The sequence below is a fragment of the Aeromonas sp. 604282 genome (assembly GCF_049170575.1).
Lineage (GTDB): Bacteria > Pseudomonadota > Gammaproteobacteria > Enterobacterales > Aeromonadaceae > Aeromonas > Aeromonas veronii_A.
Genome location: NZ_JAAKMV010000005.1, coordinates 193413 through 218072 on the forward strand (window position 1 = coordinate 193413; position 24660 = coordinate 218072).

General features: G+C 57.6%; 28 protein-coding genes. 11 read left to right on the plus strand and 17 right to left on the minus strand.

Annotated features, from left to right (window positions below):
* Window position 1: 1 nt before the first annotated feature.
* The 5 genes from G5367_RS08750 to G5367_RS08770 form a co-directional block, all read right to left on the minus strand.
* The gene (locus tag G5367_RS08750) at window positions 2-742 is read right to left on the minus strand and encodes a flagellar hook assembly protein FlgD (protein WP_005344528.1); all 741 of its coding nucleotides are present in this window, start codon (window positions 740-742) and stop codon (window positions 2-4) included.
* A 15-nt stretch (window positions 743-757) separates the two neighbouring features.
* Window positions 758-1177, minus strand: a complete 420-nt coding sequence (gene flgC / locus G5367_RS08755; RefSeq protein ID WP_005344527.1) for a flagellar basal body rod protein FlgC — start codon at window positions 1175-1177, stop codon at window positions 758-760.
* Complete coding sequence (gene flgB / locus G5367_RS08760) at window positions 1177-1575, minus strand: flagellar basal body rod protein FlgB (RefSeq protein ID WP_005344526.1); 399 nt, start codon at window positions 1573-1575, stop codon at window positions 1177-1179. The genes flgC and flgB overlap by 1 nt, the downstream gene beginning before the upstream one ends.
* Before the next feature lie 249 nt (window positions 1576-1824).
* Window positions 1825-2649, minus strand: a complete 825-nt coding sequence (locus tag G5367_RS08765; RefSeq protein ID WP_005344525.1) for a CheR family methyltransferase — start codon at window positions 2647-2649, stop codon at window positions 1825-1827.
* Window positions 2650-2667: 18 nt separating this feature from the next.
* Window positions 2668-3579 (minus strand): chemotaxis protein CheV, encoded by a 912-nt coding sequence (locus G5367_RS08770; protein ID WP_005344523.1) that lies wholly within the window; start codon window positions 3577-3579, stop codon window positions 2668-2670.
* Window positions 3580-3723: 144 nt separating this feature from the next.
* Between G5367_RS08770 and flgA the strand changes: the two genes are divergently transcribed.
* The 3 genes from flgA to G5367_RS08785 all read left to right on the plus strand — a co-directional run bounded on the left by flgA (window position 3724) and on the right by G5367_RS08785 (window position 5232).
* Window positions 3724-4407 carry a flagellar basal body P-ring formation chaperone FlgA gene (gene flgA / locus G5367_RS08775; protein WP_216980329.1) on the plus strand — a complete coding sequence of 228 codons (684 nt, stop codon included), beginning with the start codon at window positions 3724-3726 and terminating at the stop codon, window positions 4405-4407.
* A gap of 91 nt (window positions 4408-4498) precedes the next feature.
* Window positions 4499-4819 (plus strand): flagellar biosynthesis anti-sigma factor FlgM, encoded by a 321-nt coding sequence (flgM, locus tag G5367_RS08780; protein ID WP_005344518.1) that lies wholly within the window; start codon window positions 4499-4501, stop codon window positions 4817-4819.
* A complete protein-coding gene (locus G5367_RS08785; protein WP_421243990.1) occupies window positions 4816-5232 on the plus strand; it encodes a flagella synthesis protein FlgN in 417 nt (138 codons plus the stop codon). The genes flgM and G5367_RS08785 overlap by 4 nt, the downstream gene beginning before the upstream one ends.
* Window positions 5233-5268: 36 nt before the next feature.
* Here the strand turns inward: G5367_RS08785 and yfcE are convergent, their stop codons facing one another.
* Together yfcE and G5367_RS08795 are read right to left on the minus strand one after the other, a co-directional pair.
* Window positions 5269-5811 carry a phosphodiesterase gene (gene yfcE, locus G5367_RS08790; protein WP_421243991.1) on the minus strand — a complete coding sequence of 181 codons (543 nt, stop codon included), beginning with the start codon at window positions 5809-5811 and terminating at the stop codon, window positions 5269-5271.
* A gap of 10 nt (window positions 5812-5821) precedes the next feature.
* Entirely contained in the window at window positions 5822-7459 is a 1638-nt protein-coding gene (locus G5367_RS08795) for a peptide ABC transporter substrate-binding protein (RefSeq protein ID WP_421243992.1), read from the minus strand.
* Between the two features lie 156 nt (window positions 7460-7615).
* Between G5367_RS08795 and G5367_RS08800 the strand changes: the two genes are divergently transcribed.
* Entirely contained in the window at window positions 7616-8515 is a 900-nt protein-coding gene (locus G5367_RS08800; RefSeq protein WP_421243993.1) for a DMT family transporter, read from the plus strand.
* A gap of 19 nt (window positions 8516-8534) precedes the next feature.
* On the opposite strand, the gene rsuA is transcribed toward G5367_RS08800, so the two are convergent.
* The gene (rsuA, locus tag G5367_RS08805; protein ID WP_005344508.1) at window positions 8535-9227 is read right to left on the minus strand and encodes a 16S rRNA pseudouridine(516) synthase RsuA; all 693 of its coding nucleotides are present in this window, start codon (window positions 9225-9227) and stop codon (window positions 8535-8537) included.
* A 168-nt stretch (window positions 9228-9395) separates the two neighbouring features.
* Here rsuA and G5367_RS08810 point away from each other — a divergent pair, with 168 nt between their 5' ends.
* Window positions 9396-10595: an HD-GYP domain-containing protein gene (locus G5367_RS08810; protein ID WP_421294166.1), complete on the plus strand. Its 1200-nt coding sequence runs from the start codon at window positions 9396-9398 to the stop codon at window positions 10593-10595.
* A gap of 18 nt (window positions 10596-10613) precedes the next feature.
* Here G5367_RS08810 and G5367_RS08815 read toward each other — a convergent pair whose 3' ends face one another.
* Together G5367_RS08815 and fsa are read right to left on the minus strand one after the other, a co-directional pair.
* Window positions 10614-10793, minus strand: a complete 180-nt coding sequence (locus G5367_RS08815) for a hypothetical protein (RefSeq protein ID WP_047437627.1) — start codon at window positions 10791-10793, stop codon at window positions 10614-10616.
* Between the two features lie 131 nt (window positions 10794-10924).
* On the minus strand, window positions 10925-11578 hold the full coding sequence (gene fsa / locus G5367_RS08820; RefSeq protein WP_421243994.1) for a fructose-6-phosphate aldolase: 654 nt from the start codon (window positions 11576-11578) through the stop codon (window positions 10925-10927).
* 128 nt (window positions 11579-11706) lie between these two features.
* Here fsa and G5367_RS08825 point away from each other — a divergent pair, with 128 nt between their 5' ends.
* The 5 genes from G5367_RS08825 (at window position 11707) to G5367_RS08845 (ending at window position 18882) form a co-directional block, all read left to right on the plus strand.
* Complete coding sequence (locus G5367_RS08825; RefSeq protein ID WP_421243995.1) at window positions 11707-12603, plus strand: glycyl-radical enzyme activating protein; 897 nt, start codon at window positions 11707-11709, stop codon at window positions 12601-12603.
* Between the two features lie 4 nt (window positions 12604-12607).
* Window positions 12608-15040, plus strand: a complete 2433-nt coding sequence (locus G5367_RS08830; protein ID WP_421243996.1) for a formate C-acetyltransferase/glycerol dehydratase family glycyl radical enzyme — start codon at window positions 12608-12610, stop codon at window positions 15038-15040.
* A 95-nt stretch (window positions 15041-15135) separates the two neighbouring features.
* A complete protein-coding gene (locus tag G5367_RS08835) occupies window positions 15136-15882 on the plus strand; it encodes a DNA-binding transcriptional regulator YciT (RefSeq protein WP_005344496.1) in 747 nt (248 codons plus the stop codon).
* A gap of 126 nt (window positions 15883-16008) precedes the next feature.
* On the plus strand, window positions 16009-16902 hold the full coding sequence (locus G5367_RS08840; RefSeq protein ID WP_421243997.1) for an EamA family transporter: 894 nt from the start codon (window positions 16009-16011) through the stop codon (window positions 16900-16902).
* A gap of 129 nt (window positions 16903-17031) precedes the next feature.
* Window positions 17032-18882, plus strand: a complete 1851-nt coding sequence (locus G5367_RS08845) for an extracellular solute-binding protein (protein WP_421243998.1) — start codon at window positions 17032-17034, stop codon at window positions 18880-18882.
* Window positions 18883-18976: 94 nt separating this feature from the next.
* Here G5367_RS08845 and G5367_RS08850 read toward each other — a convergent pair whose 3' ends face one another.
* Window positions 18977-19369 (minus strand): DUF2750 domain-containing protein, encoded by a 393-nt coding sequence (locus G5367_RS08850; protein ID WP_005334204.1) that lies wholly within the window; start codon window positions 19367-19369, stop codon window positions 18977-18979.
* Window positions 19370-19528: 159 nt separating this feature from the next.
* The gene (locus tag G5367_RS08855; RefSeq protein WP_368225626.1) at window positions 19529-20077 is read right to left on the minus strand and encodes a hypothetical protein; all 549 of its coding nucleotides are present in this window, start codon (window positions 20075-20077) and stop codon (window positions 19529-19531) included.
* Window positions 20078-20322: 245 nt separating this feature from the next.
* Here G5367_RS08855 and G5367_RS08860 point away from each other — a divergent pair, with 245 nt between their 5' ends.
* Window positions 20323-20571, plus strand: a complete 249-nt coding sequence (locus G5367_RS08860) for a TIGR02647 family protein (protein ID WP_005334209.1) — start codon at window positions 20323-20325, stop codon at window positions 20569-20571.
* Here the strand turns inward: G5367_RS08860 and G5367_RS08865 are convergent.
* The 5 genes from G5367_RS08865 to pdhA all read right to left on the minus strand — a co-directional run bounded on the left by G5367_RS08865 (window position 20558) and on the right by pdhA (window position 24523).
* Complete coding sequence (locus G5367_RS08865; RefSeq protein ID WP_337072986.1) at window positions 20558-20863, minus strand: hypothetical protein; 306 nt, start codon at window positions 20861-20863, stop codon at window positions 20558-20560. The two genes, G5367_RS08860 and G5367_RS08865, sit on opposite strands and share 14 nt — an antisense overlap.
* Window positions 20864-20941: 78 nt before the next feature.
* Entirely contained in the window at window positions 20942-21151 is a 210-nt protein-coding gene (locus G5367_RS08870; RefSeq protein ID WP_005302803.1) for a cold-shock protein, read from the minus strand.
* A 207-nt stretch (window positions 21152-21358) separates the two neighbouring features.
* A complete protein-coding gene (locus tag G5367_RS08875; protein WP_421294171.1) occupies window positions 21359-22459 on the minus strand; it encodes a dihydrolipoamide acetyltransferase family protein in 1101 nt (366 codons plus the stop codon).
* Window positions 22456-23442: an alpha-ketoacid dehydrogenase subunit beta gene (locus G5367_RS08880; RefSeq protein ID WP_021231077.1), complete on the minus strand. Its 987-nt coding sequence runs from the start codon at window positions 23440-23442 to the stop codon at window positions 22456-22458. Before G5367_RS08880 ends, G5367_RS08875 begins: the two co-directional genes overlap by 4 nt.
* The gene (pdhA, locus tag G5367_RS08885) at window positions 23435-24523 is read right to left on the minus strand and encodes a pyruvate dehydrogenase (acetyl-transferring) E1 component subunit alpha (RefSeq protein WP_421244000.1); all 1089 of its coding nucleotides are present in this window, start codon (window positions 24521-24523) and stop codon (window positions 23435-23437) included. The genes G5367_RS08880 and pdhA overlap by 8 nt, the downstream gene beginning before the upstream one ends.
* Window positions 24524-24660 lie beyond the last annotated feature (137 nt).

The window sequence follows — 24660 nt, forward strand, 5'->3', positions numbered from 1 at the left end:
CTTAGATCGATGCTGTCGACGTGGTTTTTGACGGAGTAACCGTCTGGTTTGCATTGGTTCCTGATATTTGAAGGACGGAACTCAGCAGGGTACTGCCCAATCCCTTCAAGTTGAGCAGTGTGGGGTTTGTTGCATTCCCCAAGGCAACGCTATCGACCTTGCCATAAGCGTATGTAGGGATAGTTTCCGCCTTGCCATCCACACTGCCACTGGCCTTGAGCACATATTTTCCAGGTTTGACCCGGTTACCTGCCTTGTCAGTGCCATCCCAGGCGATCTCCACATTGCCCTTCTGCTCTCCTTCCAGGCTAAACTCCTTGATAACCTGGCCAGCTTCATCTTCCACGGTAATCTTTATTCCCGCATATTTATTGGCAGTGCCAACCTGCACTACGCCTGAGATAGGGCCCTCCTTGTCCAGATAGCCAACATTGCTGGGCAAGAGCACATTCTGGCCAACCAGAGAAGAGGCTTGCAGAGCCTGGCTGGAGATCATTTGCTCATTGAGCTTGCCCATCTGGGTAGACAGACTGTTGATCCCCTCCGAGGTCGACATGGAAGCCATCTGGGAGAGCATCTGGGCATTGTCCACCGGCTTGAAGGGATCCTGATATGACAGTTGCATGGTCAGCAGTTTCATAAACGAAGCCTGATCCAGCTCTTTCTTCGGCGTAGTGGTGGTGCCAGTAGTCTGGGCCGTGGTACGGCCAATGCCGTTCACACTGTTGGTGGTATCGACCATGTTGCATCCCTCCTATCAGGATTTGCCAAGCTGAAGCGTCTGCTGCAGCATCTTCTTGGCCGAATCTGCAACCTGTACGTTGGTCTGGTAGCTGCGCGAGGCATTGATCATGTCAGCCATCTCTTCAACCATGTTGACATTTGGTTTGAAGATAAAGCCATCCTTGTCCGCCATCGGGTGGTTAGGGTTGTACTCCTTGAGCAGTGGAGCCTTGCTTTCGACAATACCCTTCACCTCAACGCCGACCGACCCCTGTTTATCTGACATGGCTTGATCGAGCTGAGCGGCAAAAATTGGCCGCCTGGCGTGGTAAGTGTTTTCCACGCTGGAGCTGACGCTGTCCGCGTTGGCCATATTGCTGGCAACCGTGTTGAGACGCACAGACTGCGCACTCATGGCCGAGCCGGCAATATCAAAGACCTTGAACAAACTCATCACTGCTCTCCTTTCAGGGCTTTAAGCAAGCCACTGATCTTGCGGTTCATAAATTCCAGGGAGGTTTGGTACTCCAGACTGTTGCGCAAGAACTCGCTCCGCTCCTGCTGCACATCCACCGTGTTGCCATCACCCGTATCGGGCTGCAACGGATTGCGGTATTGGACAGTACCGGGGGCATCCATATTCAAGGCAAAGTGCTTTTCACTGGTTGTTACCAGGCCAAAACCCTGTTTATGCTGGGCATCCTGCAACGCCTGTGCAAAGTTGATATCTCTTGCTTTAAAACCTGGCGTGTCCGCATTGGCGATATTACTGGACAACACCTCGGCACGCTTGGCGCGAACACCCAGCGTGTATTGATGGATACCAAATGCCTTGTCAAATGAAAAAGCCATAGCACACCTCCTGCTTGGTATATTTTGCCTGCAAGAGATGTGCCAGACGATTTACAAGACTCTGCTGGCTGTCGAGTCCAGGTATGCTCAACCTTGTGGACGGAATGAAAAGCTCTGCAGTGCGGTATATAGGAACATGGCACAATGCCATCATGAATGGAGCCGAAAAGAGAGAAGGAGGCGCAGTGCCTCCCCTCTTATAAACAGTGTCAACAATCCCGACACCCTCGAATACCAAGGGCTACAACGCTATTTGACCTTGTAAACAATTCCGGGATTGCAGCGTATCATCTCGAATCTGTCGGTCAGTCCCGCAAGTGATTCTGAGGCTCCCAGCATCAAGTACCCACCAGGATTGAGGCTGGAGGCAAACTGGTTGAGGATTTTTGACTTCACTTCCGGTGCAAAATAGATAAGCACATTACGGCAAAAAATGATGTCAAATTTACCGAGCAGACTATAGCTTTCCAGCAGATTAAGCGGCCGGAAGGTGGTCAATTTTCTGACTCGCTCTACCACCCGCATTTTGTTATCACCATAGGGTTCAAAAAACATCTTCTTGCGCTCTGGCGACAATCCGCGGGCCAATGCCAGACTGTCATATACCCCTTCCTTACACTGATTCAGCATAGTAGTCGATATGTCTGTCCCGACAATCTGCACCCCACCAGGCAAGGTGCCAGGTTTCTTCATCTGCTGCTCCAGCGCAGTCATGGCGATAGAATAGGGCTCCTGCCCCGAAGACGAAGCGGCAGACCAAATCTTGACAGGACGACCACTTTTACCCAGCTCAGGAAAAATCTTGTCGGTCAACAGCTGGAACGGATAGGTATCGCGAAACCAGAGTGTTTCATTAGTGGTCATCGCATCAACAACCGCCATTTTCAGGTCACGCTCACGCACACTCATTGCACGGGTGACCAGTTCAGACAGACTCTCGATGCCAAACTGCGCCATCAACGGTGAGAGACGGCTCTTCACCAGATACTGTTTGTTATCACCCAGCACGATTCCGCTCTGTACCGCAAGAAAGTTGCTGAACTGTTTATATAAGTCGTCCGAAAGTGTCTTCATGCAGCTGTTCTTCTTTAATTAGAGTGCGTTTTGTACGGCTTTGGCCAATTCATCAGGCTGGAACTTGGCAATAAAGTTGTTTGCACCAACTTTTTGCACCATTGCCTGGTTAAATACACCACTGAGCGAGGTATGCAGAATAACATGCAAATCTTTGAGATTGGGATTATTCCGGATCTCGGCAGTGAAGGTATAGCCATCCATCTCAGGCATTTCGATATCAGAAATCACCAGCGCAATCTGATCCTTGATAGGGCCATTTTTGGTCATCTCCAGCAACATATTCAATGCCTCGCGGCCATCTTTTGCCAGCACACATTCGACACCGATTGCCTCAAGCGCACGCTGTACCTGTTTGCGTGCAACAGACGAGTCATCAGCAACCAGCACAGGACGCCCCAAGGTCGGATGCTCGACACTGGCTTCCACCAGCTCTTGGCTGACCTCGGTAGAAACAGGAGAGATTTCGTTGAGAATGCGCTCAACGTCGAGGATCTCGACCAACTCACCATCAACCTCGGTAACCGCCGTCATATAGTTGATACGGCCGGCCCCCTTGGGGGGAGGCAGAATAGACTCCCAATTCATATTGATAATGCGTTCCACAGAGTGAACCAAAAAACCCTGAATAGAACGGTTGTACTCGGAGATGATAATGAAGCACTTGCTCAAATCTTCAATTGGACGCTTGCCCATCGCCATGCTGAGGTCGATGACCGAGATAGTCTGGCCTCGAATATGAGCAACCCCGCGAATACAGGAGTTCAACTTGGGCATCACGGTCAACGGGGGACACTGCAACACTTCACGCACTTTGAATACGTTGATGCCAAATCTTTGACGTCCATTAAGACGAAACAACAACAATTCCAGCCGGTTTTGCCCCACTAGCTGGGTACGTTGGTTGACCGAGTCCAGGATACTGGCCATAAACACTCCCTAAAAACGCTTGGCATTAATCATGCATGCGTGATGGATTGCGTCAGACTATCGATGTGACAACAAACAGATTCTGAAGCAATCATAGTTAAATATGGTGATATGCGTGAACAACTTATCGACCGACGAGCGAAAATGATTAACCGACTTTTACTCATCAGCCTCTTTTTTGGCTGCATATCTTCCAGCGATGCCTCGGAGGTCACAACCTATCTGAGGGAGCGGGCAGAAGAGTTCGTTTATAGCCAACTCGATCTGCAGCTGGATGCCAGAGCAGAGGTCACAGCTGCGACCCTTGATGAGAGACTCCCACTGACCCGTTGCGAAGATCTGTTGACCATCAGCTTACCAGCAAAAATGGAAATTCGCCGTAATACAACAGTTTACATTAAGTGTGAAGAAGACAAACCCTGGGATGTCTACTTACCTGTAAGGGTCAGTATTCAAAAACCCTTTGTTACCGTCACGGCTCCGATAGCCAAAGGGGATCTGCTGAGTGAAAGCCAGCTGGTAGTAGCGTTTCAGGATCAAACCCTGATCCGCGGCGACTACCTGACTGACACAGCCCCTCTTATCGGAGTCCGCAGCAAGCGGGAGATCAAACCGGGACAGCCCATCCGTTTGAGCCAAGTTTGCGTGGTATGTAAAGGGGATCAGGTCACCCTGACTGCCGAGAACAGCAATTTCCAGATCAAAACCATGGCCCGAGCCTTGCAAGATGGCAGTTTCGGAGAGATCATCAAACTCGTCAATATTCGCTCCGGCAAAACGGTGGAAGGTAAAGTCACAGCTGTCGGTGCCGCATCGGTCACTTTTTGATATCCGGAGCCTGAACAATTTTTTCTAAAGTTTTGACCTGCCGCACCGATAAACAGGTAAGCAAACCTTAAAGCAGACGAAGGTAACTAAAATGGCCATCAACAATATCAACAACTTGGCGAATAATCGGTTGCAAAATACCGCTAATAGCCAGGGGACAGGCAGCAAGTCAGTCACCTCATCGCCCGAAAACAAAGCGACCACTGTCAAGCTGGACTCAGTCTCCTTGACCAGTGAGGCGCAACAATTGCAAAAAATGCAACAGAATCTCAATACCGCCTCAACCGGCAACGAGAGCAAGGTTGAACGACTGAAGAAAGCCGTCGCGAGTGGCGAATATCAGGTTAACAGCGACGCTGTGGCCAAGAAGATGTTCAGTTTCGAGGCCAATCTGGACAAAGTTCTGGGATGATAGATTTACCTTCGTTACTGCACACCCAAGATAATTACCTCAGCCAGATGCAATGCATTCTGGAAGAGGAATTCAGCTTGCTCGAACAGCATCAGGCACTGGCCCTGCCTGCACTGACCGAGCGCAAACAGCAGCTGCTTGCTGCGATAGAAACGCTGGACAAGACCCTCGCAGAGATGCCGGAACTGGCACTGCAGCTGGCAGCCTATCCAGACGAGATGGCGCAGCTTCGTGCAAAACTGGATGCCTGCCAGGCACAAAATGATATCAACGGTCGATTGCTTGAATTGAGCATCGTCTCAAACCGTCGTCTGGCAACCTTTCTGAGTCAACTGCGCGATCGCAACAGCCTGACCTATGACGCCAAGGGTAATACTCGCTCTGGCACCCGCTCCTACGGTATCAAGGCCTGACATCTCTTATCAGGCCTTGCATTTTTGCTCGCAGTTTTAAAGCACCAGTCGCAACAACTCTCGCCCATCCTCACACGCATTGACGCGCAGTACCCCGTCCTCATAGCACCCGTAACTGGCAGGCAACTCGCCGCGCGGGAAACAGATCGACCCCGGGTTCATCAATACCCGCTCCCCCTGCAACTCCAGCACCGGCACATGGGTGTGACCGCTCAGGAACAGACTGCCCTCCGGCAGTTGTACCTCATCCGGGCGATAAAGATGACCGTGGCTGACAAACCAGCGCCGCTCATCGATCAGCAACTGGTTGTAGGGGGCTGTGATGGGAAAGCGCAACAGCATCTGATCCACTTCGGAATCGCAATTTCCCCGCACCGCGATGATTTGCGGTGCCAACTCGTTGAGTCGATCGGCCACGGCAGCCGGGTTATACCCTTCCGGCAGAGGATTGCGCGGGCCATGGTTGAGTAGATCGCCGAGCAGCAGATAGTGATCCGGCTGCCAAGATTCAAGCTGGGTCAGCACCCGCTCCAGCGCAGTAATGCTGCCGTGAATGTCGGAAATAATCGCAAGTTTCATAAGATGCTCCTCACTGCGGGCTGAAATAGAGATCCTTGGTGGCAATCGTCCCTTTCAAATTCTGGCTGGGCAGTCCCCGCAGGGTGGGATCCACCAGTCTCATCTGATTGTAATGATACACGGGGAGGATCGGCGCCTCTTCAAGCAGCAACTGTTCGGCATGCCGGTACAATTCAACCCGACTCGCACTGTCCAGCGTATTGGCAGCCTGCTCCAGCAGCAGATCAAAATCGGGATTGCAGTAGCCGCTCTCGTTGCGCAGATCCTGACAACGGAAGCTGCCCAATATGGCTGACGGCTCCACGTAATCGCCAAACAGGAAACTTCTGGCCACCTGGAAATCACCGCTATCCTTGGCCACCTGATAGGCGCCCCACTCCAGACTGTTGAGGGTGACCTGTACCCCCAGCTTCTGCCACATGGCAGCAATGGCCATTGCCATCTGCTTGTGGGTTTCTGCGCTGTTGTAGGTAATGCTCAGCTTGAGTGGATTGGCACTGTTATACCCGGCAACTGACAACAACGCTGCCGCTTTGGCCTGGCGGGTTGGCATATCTTCAAGCGCCACAGGCAATATCACCCGGGGGTAACCCGGCATCTCCGGCAACAGCGACCATGCTGCCTGTTCATCCTGCCCGCTCACCGATCCAATGAGCAACTGTCGATCAACCGCCATGGAGAGCGCCTGACGCACCCGCACATCCTGCAGTTCGGGGCGCTTCAAATTGAACGCATAGAGATAGGTACCAAACAGCGGCAAGCCCCAGAGCCGCTCCGGAGATTCGCGCTTCATCTTCTGGTAATAGCCGAGGGAGACCTTGTTGGTGAGCTGGATTTCACCAGCCTCATAGCGCAGCCGTTCGGCATGTTGCGAAGTGATCGGCAGATAGGTGACCCGTCCGATACGGGTGTGAAGGTCATCCCAGTAGTGGATATTGCGCTCGGCTTCTATCCGCTCGTTTGGCGTCCAACTTGTCAGCCGGTAAGCACCATTGCTCACCAGCTTGCCGGGCTCGGTCCACTGTTTGCCAAATTTAGCTATCGCCTTCTGATTGACCGGCACAAAGGGGCGCTGACTGATGAGCTGCAGGAAATAGGGAGCCGGCCGCTCCAGGGTGATTTTCAAAATCTGATCACTTTGCGCTTCAATGCCCAGATTGCCGAGCTCCAGCGCACCGGCATAGATGGATTGCGCATTGTTGATCCCCGTCGCCAGCAGCAATCCGGCAGAAGGGGAGTTGATGGCCGGATCGAGCAGACGGCGCCAGGCATAGACGAAATCAGCGGCCACCAGCGGCTCGCCATTGGACCATTTCAGTTGAGGGCGCAGGAAGAATCGCCACTCCAGCCCATCGTCACTCACCTCCCAGCGCTGGGCCTGAGCAGGAACGATATTCCCCTGCCCATCATCACTGACCAGCCCTTCAAACAGATCGACCAGTACCGCCTCCCCCGGAAAACCGGATCGCACCAGCGCCGGATCCAGTGACTCCGGCTCGGCACCGTTGCCCTTGACCAGGGTTTGCCGATCGGCAAGCAGAGGCTGCTGCTCAACGGTGGTGGCATGGGCCAGGGGCCCAGCCAGCACGGCAAGCAATAGCGGGGAGAGCCAGCGTTGCGCCAGCTTGGGGAAGAAACCATACCTCATGACAAAACCTCGAATAACACCACTGCAGGAGGGGAAGGCCGACGGCGCGCCTGATGAATGCCTGATGCCGCTCTTGTTATCCCCGAAAACGCCCCGTATTGTATCGGGCTTGCCCGGGAGATGGAGTCTTTCGGGTTAATTTTTTCAGGAGTTTTTATGGGTTATGAGTGGCTGGCCCTCGCGTCGGCCAGTTTATGGGCAGTTGCAGCGCTAATTTCGGTCAAACCGGCCCGTCATCTCGGCGCATTTGCCTACAGCCGCTGGCGCATGTTTCTGGTCAGCCTGATGCTCGGCACCATGAGTCTGCTCACCGGTGGCTGGCAAACCCTCACCGCAAACGCCCTGCCCCTGCTCGCCATCTCGGGGCTGGTCGGCATCTTCGTGGGCGATACGGCGCTGTTTGCCTGCATGAACCGGTTGGGGCCAAGACGCAGTGCCCTGCTTTTTTCCTGCCATGCGCTGTTTTCCGCCCTGCTTGGGCTCTGGCTCTTTAATGAACAGCTGACGGGCTGGCGACTGCTGGGGGCCATGCTGGTCTTTGCCGGCGTGATGCTGGCGATCCTGTTTGGCAGACGCAGTAGCAGCAACGAGTGGGAGCAGATCCGTGGCAATCTGGCGCTGGGAGTTGGCCTTGGCCTGACGGCGGCACTGTGTCAGAGCGTGGGAGCCATCATCGCCAAGCCAGTGATGATGAGTGGTGAGGTGGACGCGGTGAGTGCATCGGGTATCCGGATGGGCAGTGCCCTGCTGGCCCACTGCGTCCTGCGGCTGGGGCGCTTGCCGCTCGCCATGCCGCTCAAACCGGTGAGTCGCCAGATCCTCGCCATGATTGCCACCAACGGTTTTCTGGCGATGGGACTGGGGATGACGCTGATCCTGATGGCGTTGCGGCAAGGCGAGGTGGGCATGGTGGCGATTCTCTCCTCCACCACTCCGGTACTGCTGCTGCCGCTGTTGTGGTGGCACTCGGGGGAGCGGCCATCCGTTGCCGCCTGGGCGGGGGCACTGATTGCCACCCTGGGTACGGCACTGGTGCTGGGTTTCAGCACTCATTGACACCCGGCACCATCCCAGCTCAGAACAGGGCAATCTCCTCAGCGGTCAACTCACGGTATTCACCGGGAGCTAGCGCCTCATCCAGCGTCAGGCCACCAATTCGCTCGCGATGCAGTCCCACCACCTTGTTTCCGATGGAGGCAAACATTCGCTTGACCTGATGGTACTTGCCTTCATGAATGGTCAGCCTGGCCTCACACTCCCCGAGGATTTCAAGCTGGGCTGGACGGGTTTTGTCGGTCTCATTGCGCAGGTAGACCCCTTCGGCGAACAACTCGATCGCATCCTGGCTCACCGGATCGGCCAGCCATACATGATAGGTTTTGGCACATTCACGGCGCGGCGAGGTGATGCGGTGGGACCATTGACCATCGTCGGTCACCAGCACCAGCCCGGTGGTATCGAGGTCAAGGCGCCCCACTACATGCAGCTTGCCCATGGCCGGCTCATCCATCAGGAAGAAGACTGTCGGATGATCCGGATCCTCGTTGGAGCAGACGTAACCTTCTGGCTTGTGCAACATGAAATAGCGGTTGCGCTGCTCCAATGTCAGCAATACGCCGTCAAACTCGACCTGACTCTGCTCATTGATATGAAAGGCGGGCTGCTTGACAACAATACCATCCACCATGACCTCTCCCTGACGGATCAGTTTGCCAGCCAGCGAACGGGTCAAATCGGAACAATCGCACAGAAATTTATCAAGCCGCATGCACAACCTCGGAGTCCAACAAGTAAAGGGGCGTCATTATATCGGGCGGAGGAGACAACGCCACTGTTAAGGAGCTGCCAATTATGACGAACCAACCATCCGATGTTACACTTCTCGGGTGCGAGCCATTCGCACGATACACATAATAATAAGAGTCAGGAAGCCCTCATGAAGTCTCAAGCATCCTACCCCGTCATTCCCGTCAACCAGCTGAAACCCGGCATGTATGTGATTGCTATTGCCAGCCAGACAGGTGGGATGGAGATCGCCCAGATGGGCTTGGTGACCAGCGTGGCGCAAATTGCCAATCTGGTACGTCAGGGGGTGCTCACGGTACGCATCGATCTGGCCCGCAGCAAGCTGGGCAGTGCCGAAAGCGACGCCGTTACCTCCCCCGATCTCAATGCCAACAGCGCCCAGGTAGGGCGCCGTGCCAGTGCCAACGGCGAAGGACGGGAGCTTAAAATCCGCCGCCTCTATCAGGAAGCGCGCGAGCTGCAAGGCAAGTTCATTCGCCACCTCAAGGCGGGTGAGCCCATCGACATCACTCCGCTGGCCGAAGTCGCCGAAGAGATGGTGGACACCATGTTCACCCACGGCGATGCCATGCTCTGTCTGGCTCGTATTCGCGCCAAGGATGCCTACCTGATGGAGCACTCCATGAACGTGGCCATTCTGCTGGCCAACTTCGGCCGCTATCTGGGACTGGAGCGCAGCGTGCTCAAGGAGCTGACCCTGGGTGGCCTGCTGCACGACGTGGGCAAGATCATGACCCCGGACGAGGTGCTCCACAAACCGGGCAAGCTGACCGATGAGGAGTTCGCCATCATGCGTCAGCATGTGGTGCACAGTTACGAGATCCTCAGCAATACCCCTGGCATCACCCCCACCATGCTGGAAGTGGCCGCCAACCACCACGAGCGGCTCGATGGCTCCGGCTACCCGCAGCGATTCAAGGGAGAGCAGCTCTCTCTCTATACCCGGATGAGCGGCATCGTCGATGTCTATGATGCCATCACTGCAGATCGGGTCTACAAAGCGGGTATGCAGCCGACCCAGGCCTTCCGCATTCTGCTCAAGGGGATCAATCAGCACTTTGATGCAGAACTGGTTACCAAGTTCATCAAGTGCATGGGAGTCTATCCGGTGGGAACCCTGGTACAGCTCTCAAACCAGCGCCTGGCTATCGTGATGCAGCGCAACGAGCAGCAGCCGCTCAAGCCGGTGGTCAAGGTGATCTATCACGCCACCCAGCGTCACTACCTCGACGTACAGTGGCTGGATCTGGCCAAGTCAGGGGTGCAGGAGAGCATCGAAAACACGGTCGACCCCAAAGAGTTTGGCATCAACCTCGCCAACTTCTTCTAAATCTCTCACCTCGGATATTCATGATTGGCGCTGGCTGTCGAGCCAGTGCTGGATCAGAAACTCCTCATCCAGCGGCGAGAGATCAAAACGCAGGCTGGCCTCTTCAATGGCGGCGATATCGTGCTGGTGATGCTCGCTGAGCCAAAGCACCGCACGACGTAAATCTTCACCATGGGGGAGCAGCAGATGGTCGCTCATGGGATACCTCCAGTAGGCTGCAAGGCGACCAGCGAATGTAGCCACCTCTTTCCAGTCTAGTCGGTCAATCCCTATCACCCGCGCCTCTTCACCCTCCCCCCTCAATCACTGTAATCAGCTTGTCACCGGGATCAGCAACCGAAAGCGCGCTGCCAATCCTGATCAAACTTCGTCAGCGCCGCATCCACCGCCGGCACTCTCAACAGCTGTTCGGCCACGTCGAGCGGCAGAGTGATGGACTGGCAGCCCGCCAGCAGGCAGTCGAGCGCCTGACGGGGCGTGCGGAACGACGCCGCCAGCACCTTGCTACCCGGAACATGCAGCGCCAGCAGTTGCTGCAGCTCCTGCACGGTGGCGATGCCGTCGCCCCCCTGCGCATCCAGCCGGTTGACGTAGGGCGCGACATATTCCGCCCCCGCCACCGCCGCCAGCCAACCCTGCAGCGGGGTGTAGACCGCCGTCCCCAGCGTCGGCACCCCGTTGGCGGTCAGGGTCTTGATGGCCGCCAATCCCTCTTCACATACCGGGATCTTGATCACCAGGTCGCGGTCCAGTTCACGCAGGGCAAACGCCTCACGCACCATCTCGGTCTCGGTCTTGGCCATCACCTGGGCAAACAGGCGCGCCTTGGGCCCCAGCACATCGCGCAAGGCGGGCAGCAGCTCACAGAGCGGCAATCCCCCGGCGGCGGTAATGGAAGGATTGGTGGTGACACCGGCCAACGGCAGGATCCGTGACCAGCGACGCACTGCCGCCACATCGGCGGTATCGAGATACAGCTCCATCTCTAACTCCTTAACGGGATGTTCAATATGTCGCCATTCTAGCGATAAAACATCTGCAAATAGCTTGATCGAAATCAAATCAACTTTCGAATGAAAGCAAATAGAATGCAAATACAAAAGGAGGCGGTATGATTTTTGACCTGCAACGATATTCAACTCACGATGGCCCCGGCATTCGCACCCTGGTGTTTCTCAAGGGGTGCTCGCTGGCCTGTCGCTGGTGTCAAAACCCGGAAAGCCGCTCTCCCAAGCCGGACATACTACTCGACCGGCGCCAATGCATCGAGGGATGCCAGCTCTGCAGCCAGGCGTGTCCGGCAATCTTGCGTGACAGCAAGGGCATCCAGCTCAGCCGTTCTGCCCTCAAGGCCGACGATATGGAACGGCTGCGCGGCCTCTGCCCCAGCGAAGCGCTACAGGTGTGCGGTCGGGATGACACCCTGGACACCCTGATGGACACCATCTTGCGGGATCGCCCCTTCTTCGAGCGCAGCGGCGGTGGCGTCACCCTCTCCGGCGGCGAGCCCTTCATGCAGCCCGACTTTGCCGCGTCCCTGCTCGCCCGCTGCAAGGCAGAAGGGCTGCACACGGCGGTCGAGAGCTGCCTGCATGTGCCCTGGCACCAGATTGAGCAAAGCCTCCCCTCACTGGATCTGGTGCTGGCGGATCTCAAACACGTGGATAAAGAACGTTTCTTCCACTGGACCCGCGGCAAGGTTGAGCAGCCCATCGCGAACCTCAAGCGCCTCGCCGAGCGCGGCGTGCCCATGCAGATCCGGGTGCCGCTCATTCCCGGCTTCAATGCCGACCGCGCATCGATCAGCGCCATCATCGACACCGCCGCCAGCCTCTGCACCGTGCAGGAGATCCACTTCCTCCCCTATCACACCCTGGGGATGGGCAAATATGCCCTGCTGGATCTGCCCTATCAGGCGCCGGACACACCGCTCGACGCTCCCGATTTACTCCACTTTGCCCATGCATACGCCCAACGTCAGGGGCTGACCCCTGTGACCAGAGGATAAGATCATGACCCAGCTCGACCTCAATACCCTCAGCCCGCGGATCCGCGCCCACAAAGAGAGCCTGATCCACATCGTTCAGCCGCCGGTCTGCACCGAGCGTGCCCGCCACTACACCGAGGCCTATCAGGCTCATCTCGCCCGGCCGCTGCCGGTGCGCCGCGCCCTGGCGCTGGCTCATCACCTCAAGGAGCGCACCATCTGGATCAAGCACGACGAGCTTATCGTCGGCAATCAGGCCAGTCAGGTACGGGCGGCCCCGCTCTTTCCCGAATACACGGTGAGCTGGATTGAGAAGGAGATCGACGAGCTGGCAGACCGTCCCGGCGCCGGTTTTGCAGTCAGCGAAACCGACAAGGAGATCATCCACGCCCTCACCCCCTTCTGGCGCGGCCAGACGGTGCAGGATCGCTGCTTCGGCCTCTTTACCGACGAGCAAAAAGCGCTGCTGGAGAGCGGCATCATCAAGGCCGAGGGCAACATGACCTCGGGGGATGCCCACCTCGCGGTCAACTATGAGGAGCTGCTCACGCTGGGTCTCGATGGCTTCAAGGCCAAGGTGGCCGAGCGCCGCAGTCGGCTGGATTTGGCGGATTGGGCCGATCTGCAGCGCGAGCAGTTCCTGCACGCCGTCGCCATCACTCTGGATGCGGTCAGCGCTCACATCGGGCGCTACGCTGCCCTTGCCCGTGACATGGCAGCACAAGAATCTCGCCCCGAGCGCCGAAACGAGCTTGAGACCATCGCGCTCAACTGCGCCCACATCGCCCACCAGTCCCCCGAGACCTTTTGGCAGGCACTGCAGCTCTGCTACTTTATCCAGCTCATCCTGCAGATCGAATCCAACGGTCACTCGGTGTCGTTTGGCCGGATGGATCAGTACCTCTACCCCTGGTATCGCCGCGAGGTGGAATTGTCGGAATCCCTGCCTCGGACGCGCGCCATCGAGCTGCTGCAAGGGTGCTGGCTCAAGTTGCTGGAGGTGAACAAGATCCGCTCCGGCACCCACTCCAAGGCATCCGCCGGCAGCCCGCTCTATCAGAACGTCACCATCGGCGGCCAGAACTGGCGGGATGGTGCAGCCCATGACGCGGTCAATGGCCTCTCCTACGCGATTCTGGAGTCCTGTGGCCAGCTGCGCTCCACCCAGCCCAACCTCTCGGTGCGCTACCACGCCGGGATGAGCGAGGATTTCCTCGACGCCTGCATTCAGGTGATCCGCTGCGGCTTTGGCATGCCCGCCTTCAACAACGACGAGGTGGTGATCCCCGAGTTCATCAAGCTCGGGGTGAGCGTGGAGGATGCCCACCACTACGCCGCCATCGGCTGCATCGAGACCGCCGTGCCCGGCAAGTGGGGCTACCGCTGCACCGGCATGAGCTTTATCAACTTCGCCCGCATCCTGCTGGCCTCCCTTGATGGTGGCCGCGATGCCACCACCGGCAAGGTCTTCCTGCCCCAATCCCAGTCGCTGCGGGAAGGGACCTTTGGCAACTTTGACGAGGTGATGGCCCGTTGGGATGAGCAGGTGCGCTACTTCACCCGCAAATCCATCGAGATCGACTGCGTGGTCGACAGCGTGCTGGAGGCTCAAGCCCATGACATCCTCTGCAGCGCCCTGGTGGATGACTGCATCGAACGCGGCAAGACCATCAAGGAGGGGGGCGCCGTCTATGACTGGGTCTCAGGTCTGCAGGTGGGGATCGCCAACCTTGGTAACAGCCTGGCTGCCCTAAAGAAACTGGTGTTCGAACAGGGGATAGTGGATCAGCAAGAGCTGGCCGAAGCACTCGAGCAAGATTTTTCAGGACTGGCGGGGGAGCAGCTGCGCCAGCGCCTCACCAATGCCGCCCCCAAATATGGCAACGATCTGGATGAGGTAGACATGCTGCTGGTAAAGGCTTACCAGAGCTACATCGACGAGCTCAAGGGGCTGCACAACACCCGCTTCGGCCGCGGCCCCATCGGCGGTACCTACTATGCGGGCACCTCCTCCATCTCCGCCAACGTGCCGTTCGGTGCCGCCACCATGGCCACCCCGGATGGTCGCCATGCCCGCACGCCGCTGGCGGAAGGGGCCAGCCCCTCCTCGGGTTCTGATCGTCTCGGCCCGACGGCGGTGTTCAACTCCATCGGCAAGCTGCCCACGGCGGCCATCCTCGGCGGGGTGCTGCTCAACCAGAAGCTGAGCCCTGCGAGCCTTGAGAACGAGCGGGACAAGGCCAAACTGATGAGCCTGCTGCGCACCTTCTTCGAGGTGCACAAGGGATGGCACGTGCAGTACAACATCGTCTCGCGCGAGACCCTGCTGGCGGCCAAGGCCAATCCGGATCAATACCGGGATCTGGTGGTACGGGTGGCGGGCTATTCGGCCTTCTTCACCGCCTTATCCCCGGATGCGCAAGATGATATCATCGCCCGCACCGAGCACAGTCTCTGACGGGGCGCTCCCCATGGCGCCTGTGACGTCATATGATTGGCAAGCCACCCCATGGGTGGCTTGCCGCTATCCAACACCTTCTATGTGAGCGCACCATGAATCCACGCCACCAACTGATCCTCACTCTGGTCCATCAGGCTCGCAAGATGAGCGTGAGTGAACTCTCCCGACACACCGGCGTGTCTGAGGTGACGGTGCGCAACGACCTCACCGCGCTGGAGAAGCAGGGACTGCTCAGACGGGTACACGGCTCGGCCATGGCGCTGGAGACCGATGACCCGGATGCCCGGATGAATATCAATTACCTGCTCAAGGAGCGCCTCGCCGAGCGAGCCGCCCAGCTGGTGGAAGATGGCGAGACGGTCTTTATCGAGGGGGGCAGCGCCAACGCCATGCTGGCGCGCCATCTGGCCCTGCACAAACGGGTCACCATTATCACCATCAGCAGCTATATCGCCCATCTGCTCAAAGACACCCCGGCTCAGGTGGTGCTGCTCGGCGGGCTGTTCCAGCATCAGAGCGAGAGCGTGGTAGGGCCGCTCACTCGCCTCTGCATCGAGCAGGTGCACTTCTCCAAGGCCTTTATCGGGGTGGATGGCTTTCATCCCGAGATGGGTTTCACCGGCCGCGACATGATGCGGGCCGACGTGGTCAACAGCGTGCTGGCCAAGGGGATGACCAATGTGGTGATCACCGACAGCAGCAAATTTGGCGCCATCCACCCGAGTCAGCTTGGCGCGCCGGGCCAGATCAAGGTGCTGGTTACCGATGATGCCCTGCCCGCCCCCATGCGGGCCACCCTGGCCGCACGCGGCATCACAGTGCACTGCGTCTCTGCCTGAATCGCACCTGGCCCCCGTTGCCGGGTTGCTCCCCCGCCGGTCGGCTTGACGGCGCCCACCCTGGCGGGGGTATGCTCGTCCTCTTTTGGCCTCTCATGGCAGAGGCCACAGACCGAAGGACACCGCATGCACACCAAAGACAAGTTTTTGGCCGCTCTGGTCATCCTCTGCTGGGGGCTTAACTTCGTGGCCATCAAGTGGGGGCTGGAGGGGAGCCCCCCACTGCTGCTGGGTGCGCTGCGCTTTATCGGCGTGGTCTTCCCCGCCATCTTGCTGGTACCCAAACCCGCCATGCCCTGGCGCTGGCTGCTGGCCTATGGCGGCGCCATCAGCCTCGGTCAATTCGCATTTTTGTTCAGTGCCATGAAATTCGGCATGCCCGCAGGTATGGCCTCGCTGGTGCTGCAATCCCAGGTGGTATTCACCCTGCTTTTTGCAATGATCTGGCTGGGGGAGCGCTGGCAATCCCACCACTGGGTGGCGCTGCCCTTGGCGGGATTCGGCCTCTATCTCATCGCCACTCACGGTGAAGGCAACCTGACCTTGCTCGGGTTTATCCTGACGCTGTGCGCCGCCGCCTGTTGGGGCCTTGGCAACGTCATCAATCGCCAGATCGGGCTGCGCTACCAGACCACGCTGCCGAGCCTGATCGCCTGGGGCGGTCTGGTGCCCATACTGCCGTTTTTTGCCCTCTCCTGGCTGTTCGAGGGGCCGGAGCTGATGGCCAGCAGCCTGCTCAACTTCAGCTGGCAGGGATTATTGTGCGTGCTCTATCTCTCGTATGTCGCGACCTGGCTGGGTTACGGCCTGTGGGGACGACTGCTGATGCGCTATCCGGTGGCGCAGGTGGCACCGCTCTCCCTGCTGATCCCCTGTGTCGGCATGGTCACGGCAGCGCTGCTGCTCGATGAACATCCAACACCCTTGCAGTGGCTGGGCTCAGCTCTGGTGCTGCTCGGCTTTGTGGTCCATCTGCTGGGTAGCCGACTGCGCTGGTTCAAACCACAGAGAGCGACATGATGAGCGCCTGCCCATTTACGCTATTTCATTGACCTGACAGGATAAAATTTCCATGATGAGCCAGTCCCCATCGGGACTGACATCACCAGTGTGTGATCTGCAGGAAGCAGACTTCAGGAGAGCAAGGACATGCCATCGACCATCATCGCCGGGGAGCGCCGACTCTCCCCTATCATTCGCGCCACCGCCATCACCCTGACCCTGTGCTGGAGCCCGTTTGGCTGGAGTGCCACGCTGCCCGCTGACTTGAAGTGGGAGAGCAACAACCAGGATCCTCTCTATGCCGATCCGGCCGCCAAGCGCGGCGGCACCTTTCGCACCTTTATGACCAGCTTCCCCCTAACCCTGCGCAGATATGGCCCCGACTCCAACGGCGGCTTTGCCGGTTACGTGCGGGAAACCAACCTGCCACTGCTGAGCACCCACCCCGTCACCGGCAACCCCATGCCGATGCTGGCAAATGAGTGGGCCTTCGGCGCCGACAACAAGACCCTCTATTTTCGCATCAATCCCAAGGCACGCTGGTCAGACGGCCAGCCGGTCACTGCTGATGACTGGCTCTTTACCCTCAAAATGATGCGCAGCAAGGAGATCAACGACCCCTGGTACAACAACTACTACAGCACCCAGATCACCGACATCACCAAGTTTGATGATCACACCCTGGCTATCACCAGCGGCACCGAAAAGAGCCGCCAGGATCTGCTCGAGTCACTGCCCATCAGCCCGGAGCCGAGCCACGCCATCAAGCTCACCGCCAACTGGGTCAAGGAGTACAATTGGAAGGTGTTGCCGGTCACCGGCCCCTATCAGCTCGATCAGGTGAAAAAGGGCAAATCGGTCACCTTCAAACGGGTTGAAAACTGGTGGGGGGATGAAGAGCGCTACTTCCAGCATCGCTTCAATCCTGCACGGATCGAGATCAAGGTGCTCAGGGATCTGAACATCGCCTGGCAGCACTTCCTGCGCGGCGATCTCGACACCTTCCCGCTGGTGATGCCCAACTGGTGGCACGACAAGACCAAAACCGCGGAGTTCGAGAAGGGGTATATCGGGCGCACCTGGTTCTACAACCAGACCCCGCAATCGCCGATGGGGCTCTATCTCAACACCGCCGATCCGCTGCTGAGCAATCTCGATGTGCGGCTCGGCATCCAGCATGCCCTCAATCTCGACAAGATGCTCACCACCCTGCTGCGGGGGGATTACCAGCGACTCAACAGTTATGGTGCCGGTCAGGGGGAGTTTACCAACAGCGAGATCAAGGCCCGTCCGTTCGATCCCAAACTGGCACGGGAATACTTTGCCAAAGCAGGTTTCAACAAGGTTGGGCCACAGGGGATTTTGCAAAACGACAAGGCACAGTCACTGACCCTGGCCATCACCTACACCACGGCGGAGCACGCCCAGCGGCTCACGCTGCTGCGGGAAGAGGCCAAGAAGGCGGGACTTAATCTGGAGCTCAACCTGATGGATGCCTCGGCCGGGTTCAAATCGATGCTGGAGAAAAAGCACCAGAGTGCCTGGATGGCCTGGGCGGGCAGCCGCTATCCCGCCTATTGGGAGTTCTTCCACAAGGTCAACGCCAACAAGCCCCAGACCAACAACATTATGAACATCGATGACGATGCCATCACGGCGCTGGTGGAGCAGTATGACAAGGAGTTCGACTTTGCCAAAAAGGCTGCTCTGTCACGGCAGATCCAGCAGCGGCTCTATGAGCTGGCGAGCTTCGTCCCCGCCTATCAGGTGCCCTACACCCGGGAAAGCGCCTGGCGCTGGATAAAACTGCCAAAAGTACCTGCAACACCCAAGAGCGAGCAGCTCTACTGGCCTCTCGGGGGCGACAACAGCGGTTACAGCTATGGCGGCCTGCTGTGGATTGATGAAGAGCTAAAATCCGAGACCAGGGCAGCCATCAAGAGCGGCAAGATCTTCCCGGCCGAGCCCATCATCGACACCACCTATCGCCAGCCCTGATAGCCACAACTCGTTTGGCAAACAGACCTAAAACAAAGACCCCGCCAGATAGCGAGGTCTTTGTTGGCAACCAGTGTTGCGAATAGCTCGGTGATCAGCCGCGTTTGGCCTGCTTCTCGGCAATGGCGTCAGCCACGTCAGCCGGCTCCAGTACAATGCCTTCCTGATCCGGGGTCGGGAACACGGCAACACACAGCTCGTCCTGCTCCATACCGTCAACCCAGCGCTCCAGCCATACCTTCAGGGTGATGGACTGTGGCTTGCAATCGGCCCACTCGCCTTCGGCCCACGCCTTGGCGTACTCCGGGTGCGGCCATACCGGGATGCAATCTTCATCGTCGGTGGTCAGCATCATGACGCCATGCTCGTCAGTCAGGACGAACAGCTCTTCATGCTCGACCAGCTTGCTGATGAAGTGATCGTAACGGTAATCAGCGTTCAGTTGCAGCGCGGCATTGCGCTCGGTGTCGCTCAGTTCATAGCTCATTGGCCAAGTCTCTCTCTCGATAAAGGGCGCCATGTTCACATCTTGTCGTCAGCTTGTCCAGCTTGCAGCCCCTTGGCACCGGATGGGGAGGGCAATGACGCCAATAAGGATAGAGCAGCCTCCTCGATAACGAGACCGCCAGCCATCATATTGCCCCTTTTACAGCGCAGGGGTGATCAGCTCCACATCAGGCTGCTCGCTCAGCTTTTGCCGCAGCCAGTAGGCGGACTCCACCTCGACAAAGCAGAGCAGATCCTGGCCATTGGCCGCCATCGCCATCAGCTGCTCAAAACGCAACTGTTGTTGCTGCTCCCAGGCGGCAGCGAGTTTGGTGCCGTGGGCCTCATCCACCACTTCGCGGCGCAACTCGAACAGGTTATCGGTAATCGGGCTGTTGATCTTGGCGGCGGTGTGCCAGTACATCAGCAGGTTATCCATCATCTCGCTGTCGTAGTTGGCCAGCGCATCCAGCTCGGGTGTCTCACCGCTGTCGCTGGCGGCAAAATCACACCAGCCCGCATCGAGTGACGCCAGCTCATGAGCCCCCTTGGCATGCTTGCGCAACAGTGCAATGTCGGCCCCCTTGCGTGCAGGCAACCAGACCTCGCCCTGATGGGCATCCAGCAGGGACGTCAACGAAGCAGTGGGGTAAACCGGAAAGCGGGTACAAAGTGAATGCAGCAGGGATACCAGAGTGATCTTGACCATGAGCGATACCTTGAACAGGGCGAACAGCCACCAATAGACCGTCCGATATAAAGAAGTGCCCTATCCTACCACGTTTGGTCCGGCTCGGCCCTTGACGAAGCTGTCAGCCAACCATCTGATTACGCCGAAAAAAACAGCATTTGAAACGCAGTATCCAGCCAAAGATCAATAATTTGAGCCAGCGCCCACTAAAGTGGATCCGGGGATGCTAGTTTGCATACATCTTTAGCGTAAGGAGTAAATCCATGATTGGGATCGACCAGGTTTCTAACGAATTCGTGAACGATTTGAAAATACTGGCATGCTTTGATCCGGCCAACATGAGCCTGGGGATTAAATTACGCAGCGATATGTCTGAAGAGTTGTGCCAGGCGGCAGCCCGTCTGCATCAACAGGGCCTCATCAGCGCAGAAGATGGCGGCTATCTCACCCCGTTTGGCATGACCATGGTTGAACACCTGCAACATCTGCTGGTCGCACTCAAACCGCTTTGACCGGCTGTGGTGCCCAGAGTGCAAAGTTGAGTAGCTCCCAGCGCTCCCCTTGGTGCAGATGACAGGCAAACAGCAAAGGACCTTCGGGTCCTTTTACTTTGCCATCCACCAGCCACTCCCCCTCCCTTTCAGGCACCAGTCGCGCATTCACCTCATCGGGTTGCTGTGCAGTGCCCATCCGGACCTGGACAAATTGCTGGCAGATCACCTGCGCCTCCATCGCGGATTGAACCGGTACCGGCACATCAGAAGTCGCTGTCAGAGTGGCAACAAGCATGAGCGATAGCAGCATGATTTAGCACATCAGAAGCAAGACAAACAAAAAGCCGTGGCACCAGAGGTACCACGGCTTTCTTAAATTCTGTAAGGATTACAGAGCAGTTACGTTCTCAGCCTGCGGGCCTTTCTGACCTTGGGTCACAGAGAACTGTACGCGCTGACCTTCAGCCAGGGTACGGAAACCGTTACCTTGAATGGCGCTGAAGTGAACGAAAACGTCCGGGCCGTTTTCTTGCTGGATGAAGCCAAAACCTTTGGTTTCGTTGAAAAACTTAACGGTACCGGTGATCATGTTAGACATATCTTTAAACCTGTATTCAAAATAATTACTTATGCTTTTCAGCGGATAAAGCTCAAAAAACGGGATTAACTTATGAACAACAGGACAAGATGTAAAACATCGTATTCATTGACATAACTATCGCCCTTTCAAGCTGATTTGGATTATACGTGGCTTTATAGATTACGCAAACAAATTTATGCCCCGCCAATGACAGGGCATAAACCGCTATAAGGTGGCAGCTTCCAACGCTTCCACCAGCGCTCTGAGAAAACGGGCCGCCTCCCCGCCAGTACAGGCTCTGTGGTCAAATGTCATCGACAGCGGCAATGCCCTGACGGGACGCGCTTCACCATGTATGAACACCACTTTTTCGAACAGTTTACCTGCTCCTATGATGGCTACCTGCGGCGGCGTCACGATAGGGCTGGCATAACGGCCTGCGATGGCGCCGAAGTTGGTGAGCGTAATGGTCGCCCCCTGCAACATCTCACGCGGCACGGCGCGCGCCTTCACATCGGCGATCATCCGATCCAGCCCCAGCCGGATATCTGCCCCCTCCCGTTCGGCCACATTCTCCATCACCGGCACATAGAGGCCATGCTTTGAATCCACCGCGATGGCTACATTAACCTCTTTGAACAGACGCCGTGACAGGGTGTCGCCATCAAACCAGGCGTTCATCGAGGGCTCGGCGCGGCACGCCACGCCAATGGCCTTGATAAGGCGCACAGTCACATCCTCATCAGGGCGCCAGTGACGTAAATCCACCTCGTCGGTGATGCTGACCGGCACCACAGTCTGATGAGAGAGTTCCATCGCCTTGGCCATGGCACGCCGTGACCCTTTGAGGAACTTGTTGCCACTGCTCTGCTGGGCCTCGAATGCCTGCTGCACATCCAGCTCGGTCACCATGCTACCGCTGCCACTTCCCTGGATCCGCTCGATATCCAGACCAAGTTTTTGTGCCAGCAGGCGCACGGCAGGCATGGCTTGCACCAGCGATCCCCCCGGGGCAATGGCCCCCACCACGAAGTGATCCTCGATATGTTGCTGATGGGCACTCACCTTGCCCACCACGGTGCCATCATCTTCGCCCCCCTCGAACTCCACCAGCGGCGCACCGATATGGAGGATATCCCCCTCGGCGCCGCAGAGACGGGCAATCACCCCGGCTACCGGAGAGGGTACATCCACCAGCGCCTTGGCCGTTTCCACCGACAACAGCACCTGATCGACCGCGACGGTATCACCGGCACTCACCTTCCATTCGACGATCTCGGCTTCGGCCAACCCTTCACCCAGATCCGGTAATTTGAAAAATTTCATAGCCACTGGTTCTCCATCAGCTGGTGAGCGGCATCGGCGATATCCTGCTCGGTGATGAGGTAATACGCCTCGTTACGATAGTAGGGGACGGCGGCATCCACCCCGGTCAACCGTTTGGGTGGCGCCTTGAGGCTGGGAAGTGCCTGCTCGGTCACCCGCGCCACAATTTCGGCCCCGACCCCGAAGCTGCCACACGCCTCGTGTACCACCAGTAAACGGCCGGTCTTGCGTACCGAGGTGAGGATGGTCTCCATATCCAGCGGCTTGATGGTGGCCAGATCCAGCACCTCGCACTGGATATCCTGCTCGGCCAACAGGTTCGCCGCCCGCATCACCTCCTGAATGCAGGCCCCCCAGGCCACTACCGTGATATCCCGGCCCGGTCGCAGGGTGAAACAGACATCCAGCGGCAGGCCGACACCGTCATCCACCACCTCGGATTTCATCGAGCGATAGATGCGGTCAGGTTCGAAAAACATCACGGGATCCGGATCACGGATGGCCGAGAGCAGCAAACCATAAGCGCGCCTCGGGCTGGAGGGGATCACCACCCGCAACCCCGGAATATGGGCAAACAGCGCCTCGACACTCTCGCTGTGGTGTTCGGGCGAGTGAATGCCAGCACCATACGGGGAGCGATAGACAAGGGGACAGGAGAGGCGGCCACGGGTGCGGTTTCGCATCCGCGCCGCCTGACAGATGATCTGCTCCATCCCGGGGAAGATGAAACCCTGAAACTGGAACTCAGCCACCGGCTTGAGCCCCTGGGTCGCCATGCCGACCGCCACCCCGGCGATCAATCCCTCGGCCAGCGGCGTGTCGATCACCCGCTTGAAACCGAACTTGTCACGCAGGCCAACCGTGGCGCGAAACACCCCGCCGTTGACCCCCACATCCTCGCCGAGTACCACCACATCAGGGTCGTGTTCCATCTCGTAGTGAAGGGCCATGTTGACCGCTTCCAGCAAACTGATCTCACTCATGGCCAACCTCCTGCTTCATCCCCTTGGCAATTACTCGCTCGCGCTGGGGCAAGAGTTCGGCGGGCAGGCTGGCGTAGTGATAATCGAGCATCGCCTCCGGTGGCTGAGGCACCATCGCCTCATAACGGGCGACCGCCTGTTCGACCTCTCGGGTAGCCTCCGCCAGCATGCTCTGCTCCTGCTCTTCATCCCACCAGCCCTGGCTGTGCATATACTGGCGCAGCCGCTTGACCGGCTCTTTCGCCCAGGCTGCCTCAACCTCGGCCCCATCGCGATAGCGAGTGGCATCGTCGGCCGTGGTGTGATCGCCGAGGCGATAACTGACCGCCTCGATCAGAGTCGGCCCCTTGCCGCTACGGGCCCGTTCGACGGCACTGCGCGCGGCATCGTAGACAGCCACCACATCGTTGCCATCCACCTGCAGGCTGCGCACCCCGGCACCAATCCCCTTTTGGGCCAGCGTTGGGGCGCTCGATTGCAGCTTGCGCGGCACCGAGATCGCCCACTGGTTGTTGTTGACGATGATCACCATCGGCAGGTGCCAGACACCGGCGCAGTTGAGCCCCTCCAGAAAATCCCCCTTGGAGGTGCCGCCGTCGCCGATGGTGACCACGGCGACGCGCGGTTGATTACGCAGTTTGAAAGCCGAGGCAATACCGCAGGCGTGGGTGATCTGGGTGGCGATGGGGACGCAGATGGGGAGATCTTCTGAGGGAGTCCCATCGGGTTTGAGAAAATAACTGCCCCGCTCGTCACCACCCCAATATTGCAGGTTTTTCTCCATCGGCACGCCCCGCACATAGAGGGTGGGCATGTCCCGATAGTAGGGAACGTAGACATCCTGCGGCTGCATGGCCAGACCAATGCCAATCCCCACGGCTTCTGCGCCGAGATGGGAGGGAAAAGTACCGAGTTTGCCGGTTCGTTGCAGCGCAATCGCTTTTTTGTCATAGCTGCGCACCATCACCATATTGCGGTAGAAGGTGTGCAGTATCGCCTTGTCCAGCCAGGTCGGTAAGGTGGCGACCGGGCACCCTTCCGCATCGAGGTAACGAAGGAAAGGGATGTCGACATGGGTCATAACTGGCTCCTTGCCGTTGTGAGCGTCACCGATGCTGGTGACACCTAGATGTAAATACCTTGTTAAACAAAAAGCAAAGAGATTTACTCAGGTAAGACCAGTAGAAACTTCTTTAAAGTAGCTAAGGAGCTGAATTT

Bases quoted from the DNA above. Each gene is read 5' to 3' on its own strand.
- G5367_RS08840 (WP_421243997.1), top strand. From the start codon at position 16,009: ATGCACACCAAAGACAAGTTTTTGGCCGCTCTGGTCATCCTCTGCTGG.
- G5367_RS08855 (WP_368225626.1), bottom strand. From the start codon at position 20,077: ATGGTCAAGATCACTCTGGTATCCCTGCTGCATTCACTTTGTACCCGC.
- fsa (WP_421243994.1), bottom strand. From the start codon at position 11,578: ATGGAGCTGTATCTCGATACCGCCGATGTGGCGGCAGTGCGTCGCTGG.
- yfcE (WP_421243991.1), bottom strand. From the start codon at position 5,811: ATGAAACTTGCGATTATTTCCGACATTCACGGCAGCATTACTGCGCTG.
- G5367_RS08795 (WP_421243992.1), bottom strand. From the start codon at position 7,459: ATGAGGTATGGTTTCTTCCCCAAGCTGGCGCAACGCTGGCTCTCCCCG.
- G5367_RS08765 (WP_005344525.1), bottom strand. From the start codon at position 2,649: ATGAAGACACTTTCGGACGACTTATATAAACAGTTCAGCAACTTTCTT.
- G5367_RS08785 (WP_421243990.1), top strand. From the start codon at position 4,816: ATGATAGATTTACCTTCGTTACTGCACACCCAAGATAATTACCTCAGC.
- G5367_RS08850 (WP_005334204.1), bottom strand. From the start codon at position 19,369: ATGAGCTATGAACTGAGCGACACCGAGCGCAATGCCGCGCTGCAACTG.
- pdhA (WP_421244000.1), bottom strand. From the start codon at position 24,523: ATGACCCATGTCGACATCCCTTTCCTTCGTTACCTCGATGCGGAAGGG.
- G5367_RS08835 (WP_005344496.1), top strand. From the start codon at position 15,136: ATGAATCCACGCCACCAACTGATCCTCACTCTGGTCCATCAGGCTCGC.
- G5367_RS08815 (WP_047437627.1), bottom strand. From the start codon at position 10,793: ATGAGCGACCATCTGCTGCTCCCCCATGGTGAAGATTTACGTCGTGCG.
- rsuA (WP_005344508.1), bottom strand. From the start codon at position 9,227: ATGCGGCTTGATAAATTTCTGTGCGATTGTTCCGATTTGACCCGTTCG.
- G5367_RS08750 (WP_005344528.1), bottom strand. From the start codon at position 742: ATGGTCGATACCACCAACAGTGTGAACGGCATTGGCCGTACCACGGCC.
- G5367_RS08860 (WP_005334209.1), top strand. From the start codon at position 20,323: ATGATTGGGATCGACCAGGTTTCTAACGAATTCGTGAACGATTTGAAA.
- G5367_RS08800 (WP_421243993.1), top strand. From the start codon at position 7,616: ATGGGTTATGAGTGGCTGGCCCTCGCGTCGGCCAGTTTATGGGCAGTT.
- flgC (WP_005344527.1), bottom strand. From the start codon at position 1,177: ATGAGTTTGTTCAAGGTCTTTGATATTGCCGGCTCGGCCATGAGTGCG.
- G5367_RS08845 (WP_421243998.1), top strand. From the start codon at position 17,032: ATGCCATCGACCATCATCGCCGGGGAGCGCCGACTCTCCCCTATCATT.
- flgA (WP_216980329.1), top strand. From the start codon at position 3,724: ATGATTAACCGACTTTTACTCATCAGCCTCTTTTTTGGCTGCATATCT.
- flgM (WP_005344518.1), top strand. From the start codon at position 4,499: ATGGCCATCAACAATATCAACAACTTGGCGAATAATCGGTTGCAAAAT.
- G5367_RS08825 (WP_421243995.1), top strand. From the start codon at position 11,707: ATGATTTTTGACCTGCAACGATATTCAACTCACGATGGCCCCGGCATT.
- G5367_RS08880 (WP_021231077.1), bottom strand. From the start codon at position 23,442: ATGAGTGAGATCAGTTTGCTGGAAGCGGTCAACATGGCCCTTCACTAC.
- G5367_RS08770 (WP_005344523.1), bottom strand. From the start codon at position 3,579: ATGGCCAGTATCCTGGACTCGGTCAACCAACGTACCCAGCTAGTGGGG.
- G5367_RS08870 (WP_005302803.1), bottom strand. From the start codon at position 21,151: ATGTCTAACATGATCACCGGTACCGTTAAGTTTTTCAACGAAACCAAA.
- G5367_RS08810 (WP_421294166.1), top strand. From the start codon at position 9,396: ATGAAGTCTCAAGCATCCTACCCCGTCATTCCCGTCAACCAGCTGAAA.
- flgB (WP_005344526.1), bottom strand. From the start codon at position 1,575: ATGGCTTTTTCATTTGACAAGGCATTTGGTATCCATCAATACACGCTG.
- G5367_RS08875 (WP_421294171.1), bottom strand. From the start codon at position 22,459: ATGAAATTTTTCAAATTACCGGATCTGGGTGAAGGGTTGGCCGAAGCC.
- G5367_RS08830 (WP_421243996.1), top strand. From the start codon at position 12,608: ATGACCCAGCTCGACCTCAATACCCTCAGCCCGCGGATCCGCGCCCAC.
- G5367_RS08865 (WP_337072986.1), bottom strand. From the start codon at position 20,863: ATGCTGCTATCGCTCATGCTTGTTGCCACTCTGACAGCGACTTCTGAT.